Here is a 23060-nt window from a genome sequence, read left to right as displayed (position 1 = left end):
GTCGCCTCCTCCCTGGGGCTGAAGGACGGTCGTCTTCCTGGTCTGGGGGCGCCTTTGCGGGCGCAGGTGTTCTGGGCGATGGTGAAGTCCGGACAGGCGTGGGATGCCCGCCCGGATTCGGACGCCTCGGCGAAACGCTTCCTGCACATGGAGGGTGCCGTCCCCGAGTCGCAGCGGGACGATCTCCGGGAGAAGGCCCTGTGGACCATGACGGCGGCCGCTTTGGTCGGCCTCGATGTGTATGACGATGTGGTGCTGGCCGCGTATGACCTCCAGCGCAACGGGTTGCTCTCCCGGACCACCGAGATCGCGTCGCTCACCGGTGAGATGACGGGCCGCAATCTGACCGTCAGGCCCTTCCGTGACGTGCTGGACACGGATGTTTACCGGGTGGCGCACAACAGCAGGACGGCCAAGGGCAAGATAGGCACAGCCACGGACACCGATGCGTTCTTCTTGCTGGTCGACGGTGACCAGGATCGTGTCGAGGTTCCCTGGCCCAAGGGTGGCACCCGCCGGGTGCCGTATGAGGAGATCGTCGCGCTCCTCGGACTCGACCCCGACCTTCGCATGCGCCCGCTCAAGACGCCCATCGCTTTGGTCGGACCGAGCGCGGGTCCGGGAGGCGACCGGATGGCGGAGGCCCTGGCGGCCCGGAAGGGGACGGCCAGGACCGTGCTGAGGCCCACACACCCCGCCAAGGTGGTGGAGGACAGACGGGCACAACGGAACGTGATCGTGCTGACGGCGGACCCGACGCGGTCGAGGCGCGAGGACGACTGGGCACGCACGCATCCTCCGGCTCTGACCACGGGGGGGCATGCCCCCGAATCGGTCATCACCCGGGGCCCGACTGCCCCTCCCGGGAGGATCACGCAGCCGCCCGTACGGGACACGACGCCGCCCATGCAGCATGCCGGAGCGCTCAACGCCCTCACGGACCCCCGCAGCACCGGGCCGGTGGCCCCGCCGGCGCCCGACTCCGCACCCGCCGGGACGCGGGGCGACGCCCCCCTCGCGCTGAGCGCGCCCCCCGCCCTGTCCAGTTCGGGCGCCCCGCAGATGCCGGGCCTCGGGGAGTTCACGCTGCCGGTGCACACCGCGCCGGTGTCCGGCCCGGCGTCGTGGCAGACACCCTCCGCGGCGCCCGTGACCACCGTGCGGTTCGATCCGGGGTCCATCGATCTGTCCGAGGATCACAAGGACGACATCGAGGAACTGGCGTACGACGTGGCGTCGCTCGCCCTGCGGAACCGCGCCGAGGGCCTGCCGCTTCCCACCGGTGTGGTCACCGGGTACGGAGAGGGCGACGACGAGGCGGCGGGGAAGATGGGCGTCGACCGTGTGGACACGGTGCTCGACGACTTCCTGGAATATCTGAAGGAAGCGCTGGCCGACCTCCAGGAGGACGTGCCTGCGGCGCACCGGATCACCCCCGACCACCTCGACTTCACCAGCCGCGTCCATGGCCGGGACGTCAGCCGCCATCCGGAGCGGCGCGGCGCGAGCCGGCACGTGCTGCGGCGGGATGCCACGATCGAGGTCGTCTCGCCCGCCGGGCTGCTGGACTCGCTGCGCCGCAAGGACCCGGCCCTGCGCACCGGCCCGTACGATGCGGACGCCCTGGCCCGCCTCATCCTGCACCTGCCGCCGGGCACGGCGGTGGACGGCACGGCGCGCAAGGCCCTGTACGACCTGGTGACCGAGGCGCACCGGGCGGGCCGCGCGACCAGCCTGGCGACGCTGGGCGCCTACCACGCCGCCCGCCAGGGCCTGTTCCGCTCCCGCCACCGTTTCGTGGCCCCGCGCCCGGACGGCAAGGGGCAGCGGGCCGCGGGACTCGACTGGCTCGGGATGGCCGACAAGAACCTGAACCTCGCCCGGCTCCAGGTGAAGACGGTGCGGGAGGACGGGACGGAGCGCACCCGGGAGCGGAGCACCCCGTGGCCGGAGGACGACGTGTACCTCGTGGCCGCCGACGGCGCCCATGACAAGGTCACCGTGCCCTGGCCGGACGGGATGACCCGGGATCTGGGCATCGACGAGTTCGTCGAGCTGATGGCCCTCGACCCCGTGCTGGCGAGGCTCCCCGAGGACACCGCGATCGTGCTGGTGGTCCCGCACGGCGGCGACCGCGATGTGGAGCTGCTCAGGAAGCTGGCCGACCGCACCGGGCGGGTGGTGCTCGGCCACAGCCGCGAGGTGACCCTGGTGGCCGGGCCCGGCGGACGGCCGCTCGTCCACGTGACCCACACCCGGGGGAAGCCAGAGGGCGACTGGGTGCCCGGCGAACCGGAGATGGTCGCCGACGCCGACGAGAACGTCCCGAGCTGGTACCACAAGGTGGTCAGCACGCCCGTGATCAACGCCGACACCCGTGAGCAGAGCGGACGTGCCTCGCTCGACTCCGAGGGCCTGGCCCGGGCGGAATCCCGTCTCCGGCGCGCCCACGCGATCACCAAGTTCGCCCATTTCAACCCCGTCACGAAGACCTACTCCGCGAAGTTCCCGGCCCGGCGGCGGATCGCGCCGGGGGCGAAGGTGAAGACCTTCGCCCTGCACGGGGGCCCCGGTTTCGTCAGCTTCTACCTGAACGACGGGACGTACCACGAAGCCCGGGGAGCCGAGGGGCCGCGCTGGCTCAAGCGGCGCAAGAGCTTCTCGGGTCTGGGCCGGAACGACTGGCTCTTCCTGCCGACCTGCTGGGCCGGGACCACCACGGACCGCGGCCTGCTGTCCGAGGCGGGTGACGGCGACGCCCGGCCCGATCCGTTCGTCCCCAACCCGCTCACGGACCCCCCTCTGGGGCAGCTCTACTCGAACGAGCTCAACGTCAAGGTGAGCGCCTCCACCCGGCTCGCGGCGCTGGGGAATGTACCGGGCGACAACGAGACGGTCCGGCTGATGTACACCGACCCGCGGGGGAAGACCGCCGACGAGGCGGACTTCTTCCCGGAGCCCGACCCCGCGGAGCTGGCGGCGCGGGCGCGGGTGGCCGGGTTCCACATCGGGCCGGGCGAGCCGTCCCCGGCCGCGCTGGACCGGACCCTGCAACTGGTGCGGGCGCTGAAGCTCACGCTCGGCAACGAGGTGGACGACGACGTCCGCGTGGAGCAGGACCCCGCGTACGCCGCGCTGCTGCGCGGCGCCGCCGCGCTGGACCACATGTGGCGGGCCGATCCGCGGTCCCGGGGCACGGGTCCGACGTTCACCCTGGACCTGTTCGAACGCGTCGTCGCCGCGCGGCCGGAGGGCCGGCCGACGGTGGACGAGGCGGCCTACCGCGCGGTGGTCACCGCGGCGGCCGCCGTCACTCCGGGCACGCCCTTGGCGGCGTTCGTCACGCTGCCCGCCTCGGTGGACCGGGCCGCCGCCTGGGCGCTCGGGGCGCAGAGGCTGGCGGCCGCGGCGGCGGAGATCCTGGAGCTGTCCGGGCCCGACGCGGCGGGCGAGGCCGAGCGCTCGGTGGTGTTCTGGGCGATGGTGAAGGCCAACGAGACATTGCCCGCGCCCGGCCCTGAGCTGGACGCGCTCACCGCCCGCGTGCTGCACCTGCAGCCGGACGAGGTGGACGACGACTGGCGCGAGTCGCTGCGGAACCTGGCCACCGCCGCCTACGCCCTGGGCCTCGACGCGTCCGACACCACGATGCTGGCCTCGTACCTCCTGGAGAAGGAAGGCGGCTTCGCCGCCGACACCGAGGTGCGCGCCCGGCCCGGCGGGGTCCTGATCGGCCGCGACTTCGCGCCCGGTCGCAAGGTGCCGCTGATGGACCTGGACATGGTGCGGGCCCCCGAAGGGGTCGCCGTCCCGCCGTGGGCCGACGGCAAGCGCTCTTACGGGGTGCGCGCCGCGCTGGACCCCAAGGACCCGAACGTCGTCCTGATGAGCTTCGGCGGGACGCGGCAGCGCGTTCCGGTCGACGACTTCATCGAACTGCTCGCCCATGACCGGCAGTTGCTCAAAACCGATCTGGACATTCCGGTCCTGCTGGCGATCCCCGAACTGGACCGGCTGGCGCCCGGCCTGGCGATGCGCATCGCCAAGCGGCTCGGCCGGATGGTCTACTCCACCGCCTACCCCCTGAAGTGGGCCTCCCGGGAGGCGGGACGGCCGCCGATCCTGGAGCTGCTGCCCTCGGCGGACCTCGCCGAGGCGCCGACGACCAAGAGCTTCACGACCAACGACCCCGGCGCCATGGCGACGCCGGTGAGCGACGTTCCGCACAGCCCCCTGCCCCTGGCGGCCCCGGCCGCCGAGGCCACCCTCGCGCGGCCGGGGACCGCGTCCGGCACCACCGACTCCGACTCCGGCCACGGCACCGCGTCCGAGAGCGACCGCGAGCCGGGGACCGCCGCCGCGCCCGCCCCGCCCGGCCCGCGCACCCGCCGTCCGGCGACCCGGTCGTCCTCCGGGCAGTCGATGCCCGGAGTGGGCGATCAGACCACCCCGCCGATCCACACCGCGCCGGTGGCTTCCCCGGCCCCGGCCACCTCCTCGCCCCCGTCCCCGGCCCCGGCCACCTCCTCGTCCCCGGCCACCTCCTCGCCCCCGTCCCCGGCCCCGGCGGCCGGGACGACCCCACGGCCGCTGACGACGCTGTCCTTCAGCCCCCAGGACGCCGAGCTCTCCGAGACCGCCCAGCAGCAACTGGGGCGGCTGGCCGCCGAGGTGGCCCGGGACAGCCTGGCCGCCTACGGCCAGGGCAAGCCGATCGACAGCGTGATCCTCACCGCGTACGGCGAGGGCACAGCGGAGGAGGCGCGCGCCGAGGCGGACGACCGCCTGGACTCCGTGTACGACGAGTTCACGGAGGCCCTGGAAGCGGAGCTGCACCGGCTTCAGGCCGATGTCCCCGCGGGTGAGCGCCGGCTGTCCGCCGATGACTTCTTCATTCAGCTGCGCAACAACGGCTCGTACGTCGGCCAGCCCGCGCCGGGCGCGGACGTGGCCGCGATGCGCCGCCAGGTGGTCATCGAAACGGCCCAGCCGCTGGCGCTGCTGGACCGCCTGCGCATGGCCGACCCCGTCCTGCGACACGCTCCGCTGGACGTGGACGCCATGGCCCGCCGCATCCTGCACCTCCCCGCGGACGCGACCGTGGGCACCCACGAGGTCGATCGGCTGGCTCGGCTGATCTCGGAGGCGTACATGCGAGGCATGGCGTACAGCCTGGGGGCGCTGGGCGCCTACCACGCCATGGTGGAGGGTGTCGTGTCGGGCACCCGCGAACGCTATTTCACCCGCGGCGGCAACCGCGTCCCCGGTATCAACTGGGGCCCGGAGAAGGTCGTCAACCTCGACACCTACGGCGTCGACATCCTGCGCAAGGTGCCGAACGGCGGATTCACCAGCATCGATTGGGACGACGCCCCGTGGCGGGGTGCGCGGTCCCCGTACGTCGTGGTGGCCGAGGGCAACCACGAGAGCGTGAGGGTGAAGTGGCCGGACGGCACGACCCGGGACATGCCCGCCGACGAGTTCGTCGAGCTGGTCGCGTACGACCTGGCGGTCTCCCACACGCCCTATGACGCGCCGATCGTGCTGGCCATCCCCCACGCCGGTGACCGGGGGCTGGACCTGCCGCGGCTCCTGGCGCACCGGACCGGCCGGACCGTGTGGTCGCACAGCGGATTCGTCACGACCACGGAGATCAAGCCGGGCACGTACAGCATCGGCACGTTTTACGAGCGCGGAAGGACGATCCACGGCGACTGGATCCCGACTCCTCCCGGCCCGGCCCCCGACCGGGCCGCGGACACCCCGAGCTGGTGGCGCAAGGTCCTCAACCGGACGCTGGTCAGCGCGACGACCGGGCGGAGTTTCGGCCGTACCGTGCTCTCGCCCAAGGAGCTCGCCAGGAAGTGGTGGATAGAGACGGAGCAGCGCCATCTCGACTCGATGGCGCACTACGCCCACTACAACCCCGCCACGGGCCATTATGTCTCCGCCAAGCTCCCGCTCCCGGGCCGGAACAAGCCGGGCACGAGGAGGTACGTCTTCGACGGCCACGGCGGGCCCGGCTACGTCGTGTTTTTCATGGAGGACGGCCGGAGCATCCGTGTCTGGGGCGAGGACGCCGCGCGGTACATCGCGCGCCGCCCGAGCGTGCAGGACCTCGACACGGACGACGAGATCGACATGGTGATCTGCTTTTCCGGTTCGCCCGGGCACCGTGGCGTGGACGAGTTGTACCGCGACGGCGCCTCCTACGACTCCCTCACCGCTTCCTACGTCCCCGATCCGCTCGCGGACATCTCCATCGGGCAGCACACCGCGAACTTGAGCAGGAAGGCGGTGAACTGCACCGTACGCACGGATGCCACGTACGTCGACAGCGACGGCGAGTACATCCGGGTGGTGGACACCGACCACCAGGGGCGTCTGGGCTCGAGGGCGCGGTTCCTGCCCGAGCCGGACGTCGAGGAGCTGACGCGCCGGGCCCGGGTGGCCGGATTCCACACCGGTGAGGACGAGCCGACGGAGGCCGTGCTGGTGCGGACGCTGCGGCTGGTGCGGGCGCTGCGGCTGGCGCTGGGGAACGAGATCGACGACCGCGTCCGGGTGGACCAGGACCCGGCGTACGCGGACCTGCTGGACGGCGCCGCCGCCCTGGACCGCATGTGGCAGGCCGACCGGAGGTTCCGCGGCGCGGGCCCGTTCACGATGGACTTCTTCCACCGCGTCGTCACGGCGAAGCTCCCGCCGGGCACGCACGCGCGCCAGTCCGATTACACGGATGTGCTGGCGCAGGCGGCGGCCGCCGCCCCCGGGACGAAGCTGAGCGAATTCGTCACGCTCCCCTCCGCGGTGGACCGTGCCCTCGACTGGTTCACCACCGCGGATGTCGTCGTAGCGGCCGAGGACGATCTGCTCCTGTCCGGTCCCGACGAGGTGGGCGAGCCCGAGCGCTCCCGCATGTTCTGGGCGCGGGTCAAGATGAACGAGGCGTGGGCCGACGAGTCCCGCCTCGACCAGCTCGCCGCGCGCGTGGTGAACCTGGCTCCCGGTACCCAGCCCCTGCCCCACCAGCGGGAGTACGCCCGGAAGATCATCACGAGGGCGTACGTCGCCGGGCTCGACGGATCCGCCCCGGACGTCGTGTTCGCGTTCAGCCTGGACGACCTCGGCGCTCTCTTCAACGAGACCGTCCTGCGCGCCAAGGACACCCCGGACCGGGGGCGGGACTTCCGGAACACCTCGAACGGCGAGCTCCCGGACCTGTCGAAGGTCCAGGGCGCGTCGGGGCCGGTGGACGCTCCCTGGGCCGGAAAGGACCAGAACGGCAGGGCCAAGCCGGTTCCTTACGTGGTACAGGCCGCCGCGGACCCGAACGCCCCGGACCGGGTGGTCATCGTCTTCGGGACCCACACCAGGAGCCTGTCGCACCAGGAGTTCGCCGAACTGCTGACCCTGGACCAGTATCTGCGCTTCAAGAGTCTGAAACTGCCGCTCCTGCTGGACATCCCCGGTCTCGATGTCCAGCAACTGTCCGCCCTGAGGCGGACGCTGGCCCAGCACCTCGGCCGGCGGATCTGGGCGGTCGGGGAGCCTGACCCCACGGACCCGGTCGACCCGCCTCACTCACAGCCCGCTTCCCTCCCGGTGCGTCCCCCGGTCCCGCGCTCCGACGGAGCCGGTCCGGAGCGGTCGGCTCCGGTCGGCCTGGAGGCCCCGGCCCCCGCCGCGCGGGTGTCGACCATTGTGTTCGAGCCCGGTGAGACCATCGCGTCCGTGGACGCCCTCGCGGACATCGAGGACCTGGCGAACGAGGTGGCGCAGACCGCGCTCGCCGACTGGCCGGCGGGCCGTCCGCTGCCGAGCGGCGTGGTCACCGGCTTCGGCGAGGGGCCGCGGGAGCAGGCGCGGGAGATGGGCCAGGAGCGGGCCGAGACCGTCCTGGAGTGGTTCACCGAGTCCCTGGACGACGCGCTGGCGCGGCTCCAGCGGGGGGTGCCGGAGGCGGACCGGCTCACCGCCGCGCACTTCGCTTTCACCGCCCGCAGCCGCGGCGCGGGCGTGGAGTCCGGTGCCGCGGACCCGCAGGCGCTCCAGCGGGCCACGATCGAACTCACCACGCCGGTGAAGGGGGTCACGGACCCGGAGCCGGACCCGGAGCCGGACCCGGACCCGGACCCGGAGCCGGAGCCGGGGCCGGGGCCGCAGGCCGCGACGGCCGTTCCCGACACCAACTCCGACCTCGACACCGAGTCCCTCGCAGACCCCGGCCCCGGCCCCGGCGCCAACCCGGCGCCGCGGCCCCGGCCGGAGGGGCTCGCCGCGGCGGCCCGCTCGGCGCCCGGGGCGCCGATGCCCGGACTGGCCGCCCCGGTCTCGCTGCCGGGCCAGACCGTCCCGGTGCCGCCCCTGGCCGCCCCGGTCTCGCTGCCGGTGCACACCGCACCGGTGACGCCGCCCCCGGCCACCGCGCCGCTGACCCGGGTGCCGTTCGCCGCGGCGGCCACCGCGCTGTCCCCGGAGGCCGAGAAGACGATCAAGGACTTGGCCGGCCAGGTGGCCCACACCACGCTGGCCCAGCACGCCAAGAACCAGGCCAAGTCCATCGTGGTCCTCACCGGTTACGGCGAGGGCACGGCGGAGGACGCGGACAACGAGGCACGGCGGCGGGCCACCGCCGTCTACGAGCGGTTCCAGGAAGACCTGGACAGCGCCCTGGACCGGCTCCAGCAGAACACACCCCAGGCCGACCGGCTCGTGGCCGACGACATCCACGTCGCCTGGGGCAGCCGCGGAGCCGAGGCGGCACCGGCCGACGCCACACCGGGCGCCGACCCGGCGACGCTCCGCCGCCAGGTGACGATCGAACTCGCCGACCCCGTCGCGCGGTTGACCGAGCTGCGCATCGCCGACCCGGACCTGGCGAACGACCCGCTGGACACCGACGTCCTCACCCGCCGCATCCTCCACCTCCCCCCGGGCGTCCCGGTGGACGGGGACGCCCGCGACCGGCTGTACAAGCTGATCGCCGACGCCACCGCGGACGGCTGGGCGGACAGCCTGGCGGCGCTCGGCGCGTATGAGTTCTACCGGTCCGGCGTGATCGCCCCGAACCGGGACCGCTACTTCACCGTCGGCGGCACCCGCGTCCCGGGCATCAACTGGAACCCCCTCAAGGTCGCCGAGCTGATCCCCGACGAGATCGGCACCCTCCTGCCGGACCCGAACGGGACCCCCCTGTTGGTGGACTTCAAGGACGCCCCCTGGCGCGGCGGTCCGCGGCCGTACGTCGTGGCGGCCGCCGGCGGCCACGACAAGGTCACCGCGCCGTGGCCGGACGGGACCACCCGCGACCTGACCGTCGACGAGTTCATCGAGCTGGTCGCGCGCGACCTGGAGCGGGAGGGCCTGCCGCTGGACCACCCGATCGTGCTGGGCATTCCGTTCGCCGGTGACCGGGGCCTCGATCTGCCACGGCTGCTGGCCGACCGGACCGGCAGGACGGTGTGGGCCCACTCCGGCCACGGGCTCACCCACACCGTCCAGACCCAGGCCGCCCTGGCCGAGTTCTACGAGTACGGCCGCCCCGAGGGCGACTGGATCCCCAGCCCACCCGGCCTGGCGCCCGACCGCAGGGCGGCCCTCCCGGCCTGGTACCGCAAGGTGCTCAGCCGGACCATCATGGACACGCAGGTCAAGCTGCGGGCCGGCCGGTCCGTCATGCCCGCGGACGAGGTGTGGGGCTCTATCGAGGATGGCCAGCGCCACTTCGCCACCATCACCAGCTACGTCCACGTGGACACGATCACCGGCCAGCCCGTGCCCAAGAAGATCCCGCTGCCGCACCGGGGCGCGAAGTACACCTGGGACGGCCACGGCGGTCCCGACTACATGGAGTTCCCGCTCGAGGACGGCACGATCTACCGCGCCTACGGCGCGGAGGGCCCGCGGTACCTCGCCCACCGCAAGAGCGTGCAGGATCTGGACGAGGACGACTGGATCCACATGGACACGTGCTGGAACGCCTCTCCCGGGGACCGTGCCGTTCCGAGCCTCGTCCACCCGCTGGGCACCATCCCGTCGGCCCTCTCGGCCCTGTCCAGCACCCACGTCCCCGATCCGCTCGACGACGTCTCCGTCGCCGAGCACGTGGCGGACCTGACCCAGTGCAAGATCAGTGCCGCCTTCGGGCCGATCGGGGTCGGGCGCCTCGTCGACGAGTACGTCCTGGCGGTGTTCACCGACCCCCAGGGCCGGCTGGGTTCGATCGCTACCTTCTTCCCCAAGCCAACCGACGAGGAACTGGACCGCCGGGCGCGGGTGGCCGGATACCACACGGGCCCGGGGCCGGTGCCGGAGGCGAAGCGGCGGCTGACGCTGCGTCTGGTGCGGGCGCTGCGGCTGACCCTGGGGAACGAGATCGACGACCGCGTCCGGGTGGACCAGGACCCGGCGTACGCGGAGCTGCTGGACGGCGCCGCAGCGATGGAGCGGATGTGGCAGAAGGACCCGCGCTTCCGGAACATGGGCCCGTTCACGCTGAATCTCCTGACGCGGATCGTCACCGCCCGGCTGCCCCAGGGGCAGTCCGAGGCCCGTCACGACGACTACCGCGCCGCCCTCAAGGCAGCGGCGGCGGCGGCCCCCGCCACCACCCTGGCGGCCTTCGCCCCCCGGCTGTCGCCGGCCCTGGACGAGGCCGCGGGGTGGATGAACCAGGTGGACCCGGTCCAGCTGGCCTCCGACTTCCTGTGGCAGCCCCCGCAGTATGTCGGTGCGGCCGAGCTGTCCCGGGTGTTCTGGGCCCGCGTCAAGGCCCAGGAGGCCCTGGCCGCGCCCGGCGTGAACATCGGCGACCTCACCACGCAGGTCTTCAAGGTGGCGCCCGACGCGACCGAGCGTGAGGCCACCCGCTGGCTGATGACCAAGCTGTTCGCGATCGGCCGCAAGGACGTCGGTCCGACCGCGCTGCGCGCGGCCCACGTGGAGTTCCTCGGCGCCCTGTCCGACGGCACCGCCCTGTTCACCCCCGGCAAGCCGGGGATACCGCCGGGGCTGGCGTCCGGACGCAGTTTCCTGGGCGGGCCGCCCCTGTCGTACCCGGACCTGTCGAAGATCTGGACGTCCGCCGGTGTCGTGGACGCGCCCTGGGCGGGCGACGTGGATCCGTATGTGGTGCGCGCGCGGGTGGACCCGGCGACCCCCGGCAGCCTCCTGGTGTTCGTGGACGGCGTGGACGAGAAGATGTCCGAGGCGGAGTTCGTCGAACTGCTCGCCCACGACCGCCACCTGCTCAGCCATCCACAGGGCACCGCGATCCTCCTGGACATCCCGGAGGCCGACCGTTACGTCCCGGGCCTCGCCAAGGGGATCGCCCAGCGGCTCGGGAAGAAGGTCTGGTCCACCTCCGCCGTCACGCGCCCGTTCCTGCCCACCCCGCCGGGACCCCAGGGAACTCAGGGGTTCCAGGCTCCCCAGCTCCCTCAAGGGCCGCAGGGCGCTCCGGTCCCGATGCTGTCCCTCGTTCCGCTGTCTCCGAACGGCCCGGCCCCGACGGCCGCGGACTTCCGCGCCACGGACTACGTCTCCCCGCACGCCCCGGCCGACGCGCCGCGTCCGGTGCCGGCCCCGGTGCCCCGCGCGGCCCCGCTGCCGGTCCACACCGCGCCGGTGGGTGCGTCGGCCTTCGCCGCCGCGCCGCCGAAGAGCCTGCGGCTGCCGTTCGCCGCGGACTCCGCGGGGCTGTCCCCGCGGGCCGCATCCGCGCTGGACTCCGCGGCCCGCGCCTGGGCCAGTGCCGCGCTGACCGACTGGCGCGCGGACAAGCCGCTCCCCGCGGCGACCATCACCGGGTACGGCGGGGGGACCGGTCCGGACGCCGACGAACAGGCGCGCCGACAGAGCGAACAGCGCGCGGACGCCGCGTTGGGCAGTCTGCGGGCGACGCTGGCCACGGCGCTCGCGGACCTCCAGGCGAACGTCCCGCAGAACGAGCCCCTGCTGACGGTCGATGACCTCGACATCGTCACGCGCCACCGCGGCCGGCACGTTCCGCCGTCCGCCACCCCGGCGGCGGACCCGGCGACGGCGCAGCACCAGGTGACCTTGGACTTCACCGATCCGACGGCGGTGCTTAACACCCTCCGGCTGGCCGACCCGGACCTGGCCGTCGGGCCGTTCGACGTCGACCGCCTGGCCCGGCGCGTCCTCCACCTGCCCGCGGACGCCACGGTGAACGACGCCGGCCGCGACGAGCTGTACGGGCTGGTCGTCGCGGCGGTCCGGGACGGCTGGGCGGACAGCCTGGCGGCGCTCGGCGCGTATGAGTTCTACCGGTCCGGCGTGATCGCCCCGGACCGGGACCGCTACTTCACCGTCGGCGGCATCCGCGTCCCGGGCATCAACTGGAACCCCCTCAAGGTCGCCGAGCTGATCCCCGACGAGATCGGCATCCTCCTGCCGGACCCGGACGGGACCCCGGACCCGAACGGGACCCCCCCGTTGGTGGACTTCACGGACGCCCCCTGGCGCGGCGGTCCGCGGCCGTACGTCGTGGCGGCCTCCGGCGGCCACGACAAGGTCACCGCGCCGCGGCCGGACGGGACCACCCGCGACCTGACCGTCGACGAGTTCATCGAGCTGGTCGCGCGCGACCTGGAGCGGGAGGGCCTGCCGCTGGACCACCCGATCGTGCTGGCCGACCCGTACGCGGGCGACGGCGACCAGTACCTGGCGCGGCTGCTGGCGGAGCGGACGGGCCGCGTCGTCTGGGCGCACAGCGGTGACCTGCGGCTGACGACCACGCCGGACGGGGCAGGCCTGACCCTCGCGGTCTTCCGGGAGCCCGGACGCCCGGTGGGCGCCTGGTTCCCCGTCCCGCCCGGCATGCTGCCCGACGACGACGGCGAGCCCCGGCCGGACTGGTACGGCAATGTGCTCTCCTCGCCGCTTTCCAGCATGCGGACGGGCCTCCAGATAGGCCGCACCTCCTTCCGGCCCGAGGACATGGCCCTGCGGGAGGAGGCGTACCGCCAGCTCGACCAGGTGACGAAGTACGTGCACATGAACTTCGCCGCCGGCACCTACTCCAAGGCGTTCACCCTGGAACCGGCCGCCCGGGGACGGCTGAAGGCGTTCTTCGCCGCCCACGGCCCATCCTTCGCCACCAAGGACGGGGGCTCCTACCGGGCGAAGGAGGACGAGGGCGCCAAGTGGCTGAAGAAGCGCAAGAGCTTCCAGGGTCTGCTGCGGACGAAGGACGACTGGCTGGCCCTGATGACGTGCCGGTCGGCCTCCCCGCCGGACAGCGCGCTGCCGCCCCGCACGGTTTACGGGCGGAACAACCCGGGTGCCTTTGTGCCCAACCGGCTCCGGGCCATCCCCCAGGGACAGCACTACGCCAACGAGATGCGGCACAAGGTCAGCGCCGCCACCGTCCGGTCCGCCGTCTCCCGCGTCAACGGCGAGTACGTCCGCTGCCTGGTGACCGACCCGCAGGGGCGCTGGGGGAGCTACGAGGAGTTCTTCCCCGAGCCCGAGACCCCCGAGCTCGACGACCGGGCGCGCGCCATCGGGCTGCACACCGGCCCGGGGCCGGCGCCCGCCGAGGCGCGGCTGCGCACGCTGGACCTGGCGCGCGCGCTGAGGCTGACCCTCGGCAACGAGGTCGACGACGACGTCCTCATCGACCAGGACCCGGCCTACGCGAAGCTGCTGCGCGGGGCCGCCGTGCTGGAAGGGATGTGGCGGAAGGACCCCCGGTTCGCGCAGGCGGGCCCGTTCACCCTGGACCTCTTCCGGCGGATCGTCATCGCGAAGCTGCCCGCGGGGCAGAGCGAGCCGCGCCGGGGCGACTACCGCGCGGTGCTCGACGAGGCGCTCGGCAGCATCCCGAGGACGAGGCTGAGCGACTTCGTGACCCTCCCGGCCGCCCTGGACCACGCCGCCACCTGGCTGTCCGGCCCCGGCGCGGCCCAGGAGACCGCCGACCTCCTGTGGCTGTCCGGCCCGGACCAGGTCGGCGAGGACGAGCGGTCGCGGATGTTCTGGGCGCGGGCCAAGGCGTACGAGGCGCTGGACGCGCTCGGCGCCGGGATCGACGCGTACACCGCGCGGGTGCTGCACCTGGACCCGTCCGAGGTGAACGCCGCGCGGCGGGAGGAGGCGTGGACCCTGACCGCCCATGCCTACGCCGTCGGCCGCGACGGGGCCGTCCCGGACCAGGTGGCCGCCTACCACCTGGAGACCGACCCGGCGCTGCCCCAGGCCACCCGGATTCCGCCGGACAAGCCCGGCGCCCTGGCCGCCGGACGGAACCTGCTGGGCCCCTCGGCGGGCACCCTCCCGAACCTGCTGACGGTCCGCACGCCCGCCTTCATGGTGCGCCCGCGGTGGTCCGGGCAGAAGCGGAACGGCGCGGCGAAGCCGCTCCCGTACGTCATCCGCGGCGCGGTGGACAGGAACGACCCGACCCACTTCTTCCTGACGGCCGGGGTGACCCGGCGCGTGCCGGCCGGGGAGCTCATCGAACTGATCGCCCACGACCCGGAGCTGCTGCGACACGACTCGGAGGTCCCGGTCTTCCTGGACATCTCCGAGCTGGACCGCTTCGCCCCCGATCTGGCCCCCGACCTGTCCCAGCGCATCGGCCGCGCCGTGCACTCCACGAAGTTCCCCATCGGGGAGCACACGGTCGCCGGGTCGCAGCGCCCGGTCTACTCGCTGCACCCCTCGCCCGAGACCGGGGAGATCCCCACGGCGAACTCCCTGCGCCTGTCCATGCCCCGCGCGCTGGACTCCGTCAGCATGCCCGCGCCGATGCCGCCCCCGCCGCTCGACGCCGACACCCCCGACCGCCCCCGCCACACCGCCACGACCGTCCTCGACGCGCCGACGCCGGACACCCCGCTGCCCGGCACCGGCGGCACGCTCCTGGCCCCCGCCCCGCCGCCCTCGCCGCCGTCCGAGCCACCCTCGTCCCTGGGGACCACCCCGCCGCCCGGCCAGAAGCCCGGGTCGCGGCCGGCCGGGGTGCAGATCGACGAGGAGCTGGACGAGCGCCGCCCGGCGCGCGTCGCCGCCGAGATGCTGCCGCCGCCGCGGGTGCACCGGCCCAGCGCGTTCACCGACGACAGCCGCATGCCCGGCTACGTCGACGGCTTCCTGCCGCTCCCCGGGGACGAGTCCGACGACACCGCCATGCCGATCGCCTTCGGGCAGAGCGATGTGTACATCCGCAACTGGGAGCGGATCTCGGAGCACATCGACATCGAGATGCGCGCCCGCGGCCCGGAGACCGCCTCGGGCGAGGAGCGCTCCGAGCGCCACCGGGTGCGCGGCGGCGACATCGACGAGTCCGTCTTCCGCCGGATCAAGCGGGCGATGCGGCAGCGTCCGCAGACCTTCGCCGGGGACGGCCGCGAGTTCGTCTACCGCACCGAATCGGGGCGGTTGCGCAAGCTGCACATCACGATGCGCAACTACGGCGAGTGGACCAAGTTCACCGACGGCGCCTCGCCGACCAGGGTCGACAACAGCTACCGCGCCCAGGCCAGCATCGGCGGGTCCAAGACGATCGGCCAGACCCGCCAGTTCGCTCCGACGGTGCCGCTGGGACCGCAGCCGACGGTCGTCTCCCTGTGGGGCCGGCTCGGCATGCGGCTGGGCGTCATCCGCGAGGTCACCTACTCCGCGCAGGACCAGGTGCTGAACGTGGGGGAGACCCGCGGGTGGGACACCTCGCACCCGTTCCTGGACGACGCGTACATCGAGGTGCGCATCACCGACGCTGAGCAGCCGCGCCCGGCCAGGCAGGGGGTACTGGGCACCCGCTGGCGGGCCCGGCCGGCCCGGGAGGCCGCCCCGGACGTGGAGTTCGGCTTCGGCGTGCGCCACGGTCTCAAGGCGCGGCTGCCCGAGGCCGCGACCCGGAAGGCCGCGTTCCGCCGGACCCCGAAGACCCTCGACCTGGGTCCCCAGTCCGACTACCGGCTCGTCGTCACCGAGGACTTCGGCCCCGTCGCGCGGATCCGTGACTGGGCGGTGGACCGGATCGGCGCCGAACCCGACTCATCGGCCTACCGCGAGCTGGACCGCTTCCTGTCCTCCCAGAACTTCCACCAGCTCTCCGGGCGGCTGGCCAAGTCCGCGGTGCCCGGCAAGCCGCTGTTCGCCGACGACAGGAAGAACACCCCGCTGGGCAGCTTCGTCATCGAACGGATCGTCCCCGGGCAGGCCGTGCTGGCCTCGGAGACCGACAAGGCGGAGCTGCGCGACTCGGCCTTCCTGACGGTGCAGAACACCCGGAAGCAGACCAAGGCGCTCTCCAGGGACATCACCCTCTTCGCCGGGCCGGCGTTCAACGTGCCGGGCTTCGGGTTCATCTCCGGCTGGATGGACAAGGTCAAGCCCCGCATCCAGCTCGGCGGCAGCGCGCGCGTTGGGCACGTCCGGGGCCGTTCGGCGATGACCGGCGGTTCGGGCGCGGTCCGCTCCGTCGGCCGGGCCAGGAGCGTCACCACCGACCTGTACCGGGTCGAGAAGACCGTCTGGATCCGCAAGACCGGTGACGCGAGGGCGACGCCGTTCACCACCTGGAGCCTGGACCGGATGACGCGCTCCGAGGCGCGCCGCCTGGCCGGGATGGAGGACGAGACGGCCTTCGGGCGCACGGAGCCGTTCGCCCCCGCCTACCTCACCGAGAACCGTCCGCCGACCCTCGGCATGTCCCGGCCCGTGCAGTTCCTGTACGCGGGCGGCCAGTACAGCCGCAGGTTCCCGGAGTCCACCGAGGGCACCGACCTCCCCGTGGAGGAGCAGGACACCGCGTCCGCCGAGGACAGCCCGAAGGTCACCTTCGCCGACCGCACCCGGCTGGAATCCTTCACCCACCAGGTGGTGGCCGCCGTCGAGGCCAAGTACCCCACCATGGTGGCCCGCTTGGAGGACCTCGGCGACCCGGACGACAAGCGGTGGCGCAACCACGCGCACTACCAGATGGTGCTGCACAACACGCTCACCGTCATCAACGCGCTGTCGCACCACAGCATGGCCGGCAACCTGGAGGCGATGAGCCGGACGGGCCTGCGGATCGGCCTGGTGAACCCCGGCCGGTTCACCCGCGGCTACTACTACATCTGGCTCGACGCGGAGCTGACCAACCGCGCCTTCGCGGGCCCCACCGACACGATCCTGCGCCACAGCGCGCCCGGTGTCACGAACCTGGACGAGGTCCAGCACGCGGTCCACGGGACCGAACTGGGCCTCGAAGGTGTGGTGGCGCTGCGGGACACAGCCACCGACAACATCGGGTTCGCCGCGCACGCCCTCACCGGCCAGGCCGGTTACCAGGCCGGATGGCAGACGCGCGACGAGTCCGGCTACGGCTCGACCGCCACGTTCGACCAGCTGGCGAGCACCACCGAGCCGGGCAACCTGTACTCCTACGACCTGGCCCTCACCGTCAGCACCGGCGGCTACTGGCGGCCCCGCAGTCTCCTGCGCGGCCTGGTCAGCTTCGGCATCCTCGGCACCCAGCTGTTCGTCCGGGGGCCCAAGGGCCGCGGCGACATCATCGGCGGCAACGCCGAGGTCCCGGCCGTCCGGGGCAAGGTGCTGCTCAGCGTCCCGGCCGACCACTCCCCGGCGACCGACCCCCACGCCCCGGGCGCCGACAACCCGTTCCTGGACCCGAAGCCGGTCACCCGGTCCCCGATGTCCCGCGCCGACGCCAGGCAACTGCTCGACGCCTCCACCGAGGACGGCCGGGACCCGGGGCCGCTGGACGGGCTGCCCCACCAGACCCTCTCCGTGGTGGCCCCGAAGGAGGCCCGGGGGATCGTCGACCGGGTCCTGGAGAAGGCGTCCCACGGCAAATGGCAGCTCACCCGCGAGGGCGCCCCCGCGCACGACGCCGCCGTCCGCCCGGAGCAGGCGCAGTTCCTGACGGCCAACGCCGACCAGAACGCGAGCGCCACCGGGTCGCGCACCACCGGCCTGTTCGGCAAGGGCCCCTACATCGACTGGCTGGCCACCGTCGTCCACCGGATGCGGATCACCAACGTGCGGGCGCTGACCCGGCCGCAGCCGATGGAGACCGAGGTGACGGTCGGCGGCTCCACCAAGGCGTCGGGGGCGCAGACCAAGAGCTTCACCCAGCAGGCCGGCATCACGGCCGTCTACGGACACTCCCACGCCGGCGGGCCCGGGGTGACCGGCAGCTACGGCGCGGTCTGGCGGCCGTGGTGGCGCAGCCGGGGCTCCAGCGGCACCATCACCCGCACCGTCACCTCGGACATCACCCGGTCCGACCAGGGCCACCAGGTGCTGGCCACCGGCGACGCCGAGCACGAGGTGGCCGCCGAGACCCGCTCCTCGGGCGTCCTCTCCCCGCTCGGCGCGGTGGTGCGCAGGCTGCACGACTGGGCCGGTGAGCGCCAGGTGGTCAAGGGCGGCTGGCTGGGGCACCTGCCCGAGCGGATCGCCCACCAGCTCGGTCTCATCGCCGGCGACGAGCTCGGCGGCGGCCCCCGGTACACCCGCCGCCGGTGGCTCCAGCCCCGGTGGTTCCGCAAGGCCCCGTTCACCACGTACCCGGTGGGCTCCCTGGACACCACCGCCGTGGTGGAGCGGTTCGAGCAGCGCCTGCGCGACAGCGGCCTGGACGACGACAGCCGCGAGGCGATCCGCCAACTGACCTCGGCCCGGGTCACCCGGGCGCTGCGCCGCGAGATGGCCGGGATGGGCTCCTCGGTGACGGCCCGGATCAGCGCCTTCGGCTGGAAGCGCATCCAGATCGGCGGACGTAACGTACGCGTCCGGGTACAGCTCGAACCCGTGGGCGAGCAGGAGTTCGTGCGGCTGTGGCCCCGCATCGAGCTGTGGGAGAACCGGTGGGCCGTCGAGAGCTTCAGCGACACCTCCCGGGTGGGCCGCGGCAAGGACGCCGGAACGCTGGTCAACGAGGGCGTCCACACCGGTGACGCCGTCGTGCCCATGGCGGGACCGTCGCTGACCGAGACCGGCTCCAACCGGCAGAACCTCTCCGCGACCGACGCCCGGATCCGCGGCCGGCTGTGGACCTCGAGCACCAGCGAGCCGCACGCCGAGTTCGCCACCCGCTACCGGCTGCGCATCACCATGGAGATGGGCAGCAAGCGGGGCGAGGGCGGCTGGAACCGCACGTCCCGGCGGATCGAGGAGAGCGGGGAGGCCGGCAGCCAGCGCGAGCTCGTGCCGCTCAGCCTGATGCGGCCGGACGCCGCCCCGGGCGCCCCGACGGACCGCCCCGACCCGCTGGCCCCGCCGGAGATCGCCGACGAGCCGCCCGCGGTGAACGTGCTCGCCGGGACCGCCAACCCGCTGCTCGGGGGCTTCGGCGGCCTCGAAGCCTGGCGGTCCATCGCGCTGCCGGACGGGTCCGACGGCCCGTTCGCCCCGCCGCGGAACGGCTTCCACGTCCGCAACATCATCGGCGCGGAGAGCATCCTCGCGGCGAGCACCCTCGCCCTGGGCAAGGCGTACGACAACCGGCTGGCCGCCCTCTCGGGCGAGGTCACGGGCGAGGAGCTGGAGCGGGCGCTGCGCACGGCGCGGGTCACCCCGCTGACCGCCGAGGGCACCGGCTCCGCGCAGGTGCTGGAGGACGCACACGGCTCCGGGGCGCTCTCCGCGTTCTTCGAGCAGGCGTCGGGCAACGCGGGCTACGAGACCAGCGGCCTCGTGGCGAACGCCATCTCGGACCACTCCGAGGGCGCGCTCCGGGTGTTCTCCCGGCCGGACTTCACGCGTGCGCGGCTCCTGGCGGTGGCCGACGGCGCCCGGATGGAGTCCTCGACCCGGATCACCCAGAGCGACAACGCGGCCGCCTCCCAGGGCGGCGACCACAACACCGTCATCGGCGGCACCCCCGCCCTGAAATCGGACACCGTCGGCTGGGCGAACCCGGGGGCCACCGGCACCGGTGCCGACACCTCCGACAGCGACGGGCGCCTGATCGCCAACGACCAGGCGCGCCAGGTGAACACCAAGCCCAGCACGGGCCGGGTCTTCGCGTTCGCGATCCCCACGGCCTGGCTGAGCGTCGCCGACGTCCACCGGCAGTTCAAGGACCTGTCGTCCAGCCAGTGGATCCGCAAGCACGTACTCGGTTCGCTCGGCGGCGTCGACCCCGGCCCGCAGAGCGTCGAGGCGCAGACCCACGTGCTGGCCTGGGTGCGCGAGGACGTCGCCCGCGGGCTCGGGCTGATCACCGACGACACCTTCCCCGAGACCGTCGCCAAGGCCTGGGACAAGGTCAAGGACGCGGCCGAGACCTGGGTCGACGCGGACGCGAAGTACTGGGAACTCCGCCGCGACCTGCCCGATCTGGTGGAGACCGCCGAGGCCGCCCGGACGGTGCGCGTCCTGGCACGGAGGGAGCGCCGGGCCGCCGAGAACGCCGAGCGTGACGAGCGGGCCGCGACGCGGCGCGACCTCGCCGCGGCGACGGCCGCCGCGAACGCCGCGCTCCAGCAGGCCCCTGACGACTTCCCGGACTCGGTGGCCGGCACCCTGCGGTCCGCCATCGAATGGGCCGGGCAGGCGACGCAGGCGTACCAGGACGCCGCGCTGGACACCCTGGCGGAGACCGCCCCGGCCGCGCGGCGCGAGGCCCACGAGGCGCGGCTCGCGCACGCCCGTAAGGCCCTGTCCGAGGCGGACGCCCTGGTGGAGTCCATCCGGCGCGGAGAGCGGGACCGGATGGTGGCGGAGGCACGGCGGGCCTTTGACGCCCGCCGGGCCGCGGCGGCCGAGCGCGTGGCGAGCGCGCGGGACGCGGCCCACGCCGCGGCCCAGACCCACCGGGCGGCGCGGAAAGCCCTGGACGCGCGCCTCACCGAGGTGAGCGACCAGGAGGGCAAGGCCGAGACGGCGGCGGAGGCCCTCCACCACCTGCGGGCCCAGACCGACCGGCTGACCCGCTGGTACCGGCTGCCCGAGGACCCGCCGAGCGCCGAGGAGGGCGCCGTCCCGACCCGCGCCGGGCTGCCCGAGCCCACGGTGACGGAGCTGACGCCGGAGCCGAAGCGGACGCCGGGCGGACTGGAGACGATCGTCGAGGAGCCCGAGGGAGAGACCCCAGAAACCGGCACCACGGGCACCCCCGGAACCGGCACCACGGGCACCCCCGGTACGGACACCACGGTCCCGAAGACGCCCGGCGCCGAGACCGCCGGGACGGAGACCGGTACCGAGACCGCCGGGACGGAGCGGCCCCGGGATGCCCGGGACGAGATGTTCGAGGAGCCGCCCGCCGCCCCGCCGCGCTACACCCCGGTGACCGCCCTCGACGACGGCGCGCCCGCGGTGAAATCCCCCGAGGGGACCACCCACCGGCTGCACGACGTGCCCGCGGACAACTCCTTCTACCGCGCCTTCCAGCAGGCGCTGCCCGCCGCCCGCACCCGCGCCGACGGCACGCCCCTCGACGTCACCGGGCTGCGGAGCGCGTTCGCCGACGTGGTGGACGGGCTGCCGCTGGACTCCCCGCTGCTGGCCTTCCTCTCCCCGGACGAGTCGGACACCTTCGCCGTCGCCGAACTGGACTCCGCCGCCCTCGACCTGGGCACCGACACCCCGCAGCGCCGGGAGTTCGACAGCCTCGGCGTGATCCCGCACTCGGCCGGCGACCGGCCGACCCCCGACCGGCGCTACCAGCCGCTGAGCCCCGCCCAGCGCCGCGGCCTGGCCGCCGCCCAGTTGCGGCGCGCCGCGGACGCCGCGAACGACACCGGCTGGAACCACAGCGCCGCCGACGTGCTGCCCGCGCTCGCGGCCCGCCGGTACGGGGTGGGCGTGCGCGTCGTCCGCGAGGACGGCACGTTCCAGGACTTCGCCCCCGACCCGCGCCGCCCGCTGCCCGACGACGCCGAGCGCGTCGTGCTGTACCTGGCCGACGGGCACTTCCAGGCCGTGGGGCCGGACGCGGTGGCCGAGGGGCCGCAGCCCGCGCCGAAGCGCATGGACCCGGTGGACGAGTCCCTGCTGACCGCCCACGCCACCCGCCCGTGGACCTGGGAGGGCCTGGACGACGCGACCTACGCGGACCAGCCCAAGTTCGACGCGGCGAGCGGCCCCCGCACGCTGGCCGACCCCGACGGCTTCGTCTACGACCTGGTCGGGACCGACATCGGGGTGGGAAACATGTTCTACTCCGCTGTCGCGGTCGCCCTCGGGGCCGACCCGCGCGGCGGCGACTCCGGATTCGACGTCGTCGACGAGCTGGCCGAGGTGCTGGACACCGAGCCGCTGCCGCCCGGGGTCCGGCTCGACCCGCGGGCCAGGTTCACCGTGGACGAGCTGTACGAGGCCGGGTTCCGGCGTCCGCTCACGGACAGGCTGCGCCGGGAGCTCGAACGCGGCGGCGGCCGGCTGCCCGCCGCGTTGCCGCTGCCCCCACACGTGCGCAAGGGCCTGATCCGCGCGCATCTGCGGGCCGCCCGCCGCTGGAACCGCGAAACGGCCCTGCTCGCCGCCGAACTGGTCGCGAACGGCAGGGGCCTGCACGTGACCTTCGTGCACGAGAACGGCACGATCGACACCTTCGGCACCGCGTCCCCCGACGGCCGGAACGCCATCGTCCTGTACGAGCGCGGCGGCGACTTCCTCGCGGCGATCCCGCGCGGATCGGGCAACCCGCGCGCCCCCTGGGACTTCCGGAGCACCCGGCCGGCCCCGCCCCCGCCCCCGACGCGGCCCGCCCCGGTCCCGTCGGTGGTCGTCGTGCCCCCGGAAGGACCGGCCGCAGGCAAGGGCGCGCCCAAGCCCCCGCCGAGCGGACAGGAGCGGACGCGGCCGGTCAACCACGGCCTGCTGCCGCCGCTCGGCACGCCCCCGTCCGGCACCCAGGACCCTTCCGGCGGCCAGGCACGGACGGGTACCCAGGACCCGTCGCAGGCCGGGCAGGCGCCGTCCACGGCGGAGACCACCGGCACCCCGTCCACGGTGGAGACGGCCGACGCGCCGTCTACGGCGGAGACCACCGGCACCCCGTCCACGGTGGAGACGGCCGACGCGCCGTCTACGGCGGAGACCACCGGCACCCCGTCCACGGTGGAGACGGC

At 73.8% G+C, this 23060-nt stretch carries 1 protein-coding gene (running past one end of the window); it reads left to right on the top strand.

Annotation, left to right across the window (positions count from 1 at the left end; translation table 11 throughout):
• Positions 1–23060 carry part of the coding region annotated (locus tag J2Z30_RS43565) for a lonely Cys domain-containing protein (RefSeq protein ID WP_209469095.1) on the top strand (this coding region is incomplete at its 3' end). Its footprint begins 8418 nt before the window's first position, so 23060 of the 31478 annotated nt are shown.

It is taken from the genome of Streptomyces iranensis (genome assembly GCF_017874715.1).
Lineage (GTDB): Bacteria > Actinomycetota > Actinomycetes > Streptomycetales > Streptomycetaceae > Streptomyces > Streptomyces iranensis.
Note: the sequence above shows the minus strand (reverse complement) of the source record. Positions and strands in the feature narration are given on the sequence as shown.